Source organism: Mycobacterium sp. (assembly GCF_035603715.1).
Classification (GTDB): Bacteria; Actinomycetota; Actinomycetes; order Mycobacteriales; family Mycobacteriaceae; genus Mycobacterium.
Window position 1 is genome coordinate 1 of record NZ_DATNJW010000632.1, and the last position, 5071, is coordinate 5071.

1 protein-coding gene is annotated in these 5071 nt (G+C 66.9%); it reads left to right on the forward strand.

The window, feature by feature from the left end; translation table 11 throughout:
• Positions 1-5071 (forward strand): SDR family NAD(P)-dependent oxidoreductase (locus VN856_RS25675; RefSeq protein WP_325694567.1); only part of this gene is annotated, 5071 nt, incomplete at both ends.

The window sequence follows — 5071 nt, forward strand, 5'->3', positions numbered from 1 at the left end:
GCCAGAATGCTGTCCGCCGATGGCCGATGCAAGACCTTCGACGCCGCGGCAAACGGCTATGCGCGCAGTGAAGGCTGCGGGATTCTGGTCCTCAAGCGGCTCAGCGATGCCGAGCGCGACGGGGATCCGATCTGTGCGGTCATCACGGGCAGCTCGGTCAATCAGGACGGCGCGTCCAGTGGTCTGACAGTGCCCAACGGTGGTGCACAGCAACGCCTTATCGCCGCAACGCTGGCTCGCGCCGGTGTTGAGGGCCGGGATGTCGATTACCTCGAGGCGCACGGCACCGGCACCTCTCTGGGCGACCCGATCGAGGTGCAGGCCGCCGCGGCCGCCTACGGTATCGGCCGTGACCCGAACAGTCCGCTGCTGATCGGATCGGCGAAGACCAACATCGGGCACCTCGAATCGGCAGCGGGAATCGCCGGTTTGATCAAGGTCGTGTTGTCGTTGCAGCACGAAGTTCTGCCGCAGAACCTGCATTTCGAGAACCCGTCGCCGCACATTCCATGGGACTCGTTGCCGGTCCGCGTAGTGGACAAGGCTATTCCGTGGCTGACCAACGGCAAGCCGCGCCGCGCCGGAACAAGTTCCTTCGGTTTCTCCGGCACCAACGCGCACGTCCTCATCGAGGAAGCTCCACCGAAATCTGCAGTCGCAGAGGATGTCTCGCCCGAAGACGGCGCGCCGGAACATGCCTACGAGCAAAAGTCGGTCAGCGTGCTACCGCTGTCGGGCCGATCAGCGGAGGCGCTGACGGCGTTGGCGCAGCGATACGCAACCTGGTTGGAAGCGCGCCCCGAGGCCGACATCACCGATGTGTGCTTCACCGCCGGAGTGGGGCGGTCGCACTTCGAACACCGCGCCGCGCTCGTCGTGGACTCGGTTGAGGGCGCTCGTAAGCTGTTGGTCGGCTTGGCCGAGAATCGGCTGGGATCGGGTGCGGTGCGTGGCGTATGCGGTGACCCGCCGAAGACGGCGTGGTTGTTCACCGGCCAGGGCAGTCAGTACCCGGGCATGGCGCGGGAATTGTTCGACACCGAGCCGGTATTCGCCGACACCGTGAAGCAATGCGCGGACGCTGTCGACGGGCTGCTGCCGCGCCCGTTGCTGGAGGTCCTGTTCGACACCGAGGGTGAGGCCCGAGAAACACTGCGGCACACCTCCTTTGCTCAGCCGGCGCTGTTCGCCATCGAGATGGGTCTGGCCCGGTTGTGGCAATCCTGGGGCATCGAGCCCGACGTGGTGCTCGGTCACAGCGTGGGTCAGTACGCGGCGGCGTGCGTGGCCGGAGTGTTCACCCTCGAGGACGGCGCACGACTGATGGCCGAGCGCGGCCGCCTGTTCGGCAATCTGCCCGAGGGCGGCCGGATGGTGGCGGTGTTCGCCGAAGCCCAGCAAGTGGAGCGCCTCGCCGACGAATTCCCGCAGATTTCGGTAGCCGCGTACAACGGCCCCAACACGGTGCTGTCCGGTCCGGCCGCGGATCTGGAACAGATTGTTGCCCGGCTGACCGGTGACCAAATCCGCTGCACCTGGCTGGACACCAGTCACGCCTTCCACTCCGAGCTATTGGAGCCGGCGCTTGACGAATTCGAGTCGTACGCGAGGGGTTTCGAATTCGCCACTCCGAGCCTGCCTCTGGTGTGCAACCGCACCGGCGCAGTCCTCACCGCGGAAACTCCGCTGGATGCAAAATATTGGCGCCGGCATTCCCGGCAGCCGGTGCAGTTCGCCGAAAGCGTGCAGACCGTGGCGCAGCTTGGCTGCTCGGTGTTGATGGAGATCGGTCCGCAACCAATTCTGACCGGCGCTGCGCTGCAGGCCTGGCCGGAGTCTTCGGCCGCTCCGCAGGCGATCGCTTCCCTGCGCAAGGGCACCGATGCCCAGCATCAGATCGCCGAAGCACTGGCCGCGACGTATGTCTCCGGGCATCGGCCTGAGTTCACCGCGCTGCACCATCAGCCACGGCGCAGGTTCGAACTGCCCACCTATCCTTTCCAGCGCCGTCGTTACTGGCCCAAGACTTCCGACATGCGCACCGATGGTGCCCCCGCATCCGGAATCCTGGGTAGCGCCAAGGATCTCGCTTCCGGCGACGCCGTCTACACCAGCCGATGGTCCACCAAGACTCAGCCGTGGCTGGAGCATCACGTCATCTACGGCACCGTCGTCGTTCCGGGCGCGACCTACGCGGCGATGGCCCTCGCCGCGGTCGGGGCGCCGGCACAGGTGCGCGAGGTCTTCTTCTACGAGCCGATCATCTTGCCCAACAAGAGTTCCCGTGAGGTGCAGCTGACCGTGCATCCGGTCGAGGACGGTGGATGGACCTTCCAGGTACACAGCCGCCCGTACGGTGAGCGTGAGGCTGAGTGGTCGTTGAACGCCGATGGCCGGATCGCCTCCGGTCTCGAGGACGCGCCGGCACCGGAGCCGACAGACTCCATCGACGCCGCGTGCGAGCGGCTGGGCCGGACGCGTCCGCAACAGCTGTTCGACACCTTCGCCGACATGGAACTCGCCTGGGGACCCACCTGGTCCACGTCGCTCAAATCGCTGTGGGCCGGCGACGGTGAGGCGGTCGGCGATGTCGCGATCGGCGACGAGCTCGCCGAACAGCTTGGTACCGAGCCGATCCACCCGGTCCTGCTCGACCTGTGCACAGGTGTCGCTTTCCCGGCCTTCCCCGCGGTGCTCGCGGCGACCGAGGACGGCGGACCCATGGCCGATCTCTTCTTGCCGCTGCGGTATGGGCGAGTGGTGCTGCGCGAGCGGATGCCTAAGCGGTTCTATTGCCGCGCGCGGTGGCAGTCTGGCGGTGTCGACAGCGAAACCCAGGTCTTCGACCTCGATTTCGTGGATCGGGACGGTCGACAGCTGGGCGAAATTCGCGACTTCGCGGTGAAACGCGCGCCCCGAGAGGCGTTGTTGCGCGGGCTCGGCGGCGATGCCACCCGCAACCTGTACACGCTTGGCTGGCAGGAGATGCCGGCGCCGGAGTCGGGCAACGCCGCCGAAGGCACCTGGCTGACTGCTGGATTCGACGAGCTGGCGGCCGGCTTGCCGGGTGGTGTCTCGTTGGACCGTACGGCGGATTCGGCGGCGTGGCAGCGGGCGTTCGCGCAGGCTGAGGATCGCGGTGCGCCGGTGTCCGGCATCGTCTGGCGCAGTGCCGGGCGGCCCAGCGCTGAAGAGTCCGCCGCCGATTTCGCGCAGCGGGCCGAGGCCGAGATCGCCGAATTGCTCGGCGCCGTGCACACGGCCCAAGGCGGCGAGGTGAAACTTCCCGGCGGACTGTGGATCATCACCGAACGGGCCGTGGCGACCGAACCTGGCGAGCCGGTCGACCCGGTGCAGTCGGCGCTGTGGGGATTCGGGCGCACCATCATCACCGAACAGCCGGCCCTGCGTTGCCGGCTGATCGACTACGACAACATCGATGACGCCGCGCGCTCGCTGGCGGGCCTACTGGGTGCGCCCGTCGAGGAACCCGAACTCGCTCTGCGTCAAGGAAAGTACCTGGTGCCGCGACTGCTGCCATGGGCGCGCGACGGCCACCTCCCGGTACCCAGTGCGGCCGATTACATCCTGGACGTGACCGAACGTGGCGCGATCGACAACCTTCATCTGGTCGAGCTTGACGTGCCACAGCCCAGCGCGGGCCAGGTGCAGATCCGGGTGGAGGCCGCCGGCCTGAACTTCCGGGATGTGCTCAACGTGCTCGGCCTGTATCCGGGCGATCCGGGGCGGATCGGTGGTGGTGACCTCTCCGGCATCGTCACTGAGCTTGGTACGGGCGTTACCGGATTCGAGGTTGGCCAGCGCGTCTTCGGCTTCATGCCGGGGTCGTTCTCCACCCGGGTCAATGTGCCTGCCGATTTCCTGTCTCCGGTGCCGAATGGGATCAGCGCGGTTGGGGCGGCGACGGTACCCGCCGGCGCACTCACGTCCCGGCTTGCGTTCGACTGGGCGAAGGTGGGGCCCGGCGACCGGGTGCTCATCCACGCCGCCAGTGGTGGCGTGGGTCTGGCAGCGATTCAGTTGGCCCAGCAGGCGGGTGCGACCGTCTTCGCCACCGCCAGCACCTATAAGCGTGATGCGGTACGCAAGATGGGTGTGCAGCACGTATACGACTCGCGCAGTACGGACTTCGCGGATCAGATTCTCGCGGACACCGGGGGTGCCGGCGTCGACGTCGTGCTCAACAGCCTGACGAACGAAGGGTTCATCGAAGCGACGGTGCGGGCGACCGCGCAAGGCGGCCGGTTCGCCGAAATCGCCAAGCGGGACATCTGGACCCGCGAGCAGATGGCAGCGGCCCGGCCCGATATCGATTACGAGATCATCGCGCTGGACGTGACCATCGCCGAAGAACCCAAGCGCACGGGGAGCTTGCTGGCAGAGTTGGCGGACAGCATGGCCCGCGGCGAGCTGGCGCCACTGGCTGCCGAGGTCTACCCGCTGACGGAAGCGAAGACTGCGTTCCGTCGCATGCAGCAGGCACGACACATCGGCAAGATCGTGCTGCAGATGCCGAAACCGCTTCAGCCGCGCGGCGATCGAAGCTATCTGATCACCGGCGGACTCGGTGCACTCGGCCTGTACACGGCAGCCCACCTGGCCCAACTCGGGGCCGGTGACATCGTGTTGACCAGTCGCCGCGAGCCGGACGCGGAGGCGCAACGGACGATCGAGGAGATCACCGAGCGCCACAAGTGCCGCATCCACACCTTCGCCGCCGACGTCGGCGACGAGGCGCAGGCCAGGAGCCTGATGGAGCGAATCCGGGCGGAGTTGCCCCCGCTCGGCGGCGTGGCCCACTTGGCGGGCGTGCTCGACGATGCGCTGATTTCACAACAGAGCCCGGAACATTTCCGGACGACGTTGGCGCCCAAAGCTTTCGGCGCCTATCACCTCGACCGCTTGACCAAGAACGACGATCTTGAGTTCTTCGTCGTGTACTCGTCGGCCTCGAGCGTGATCGGCTCGCCCGGCCAGGCGAACTACGCGACTGCCAATGCGCTGCTCGACGGGCTGGTTGCGGATCGCAGGGCGCAAGGCCTTCCCGCGA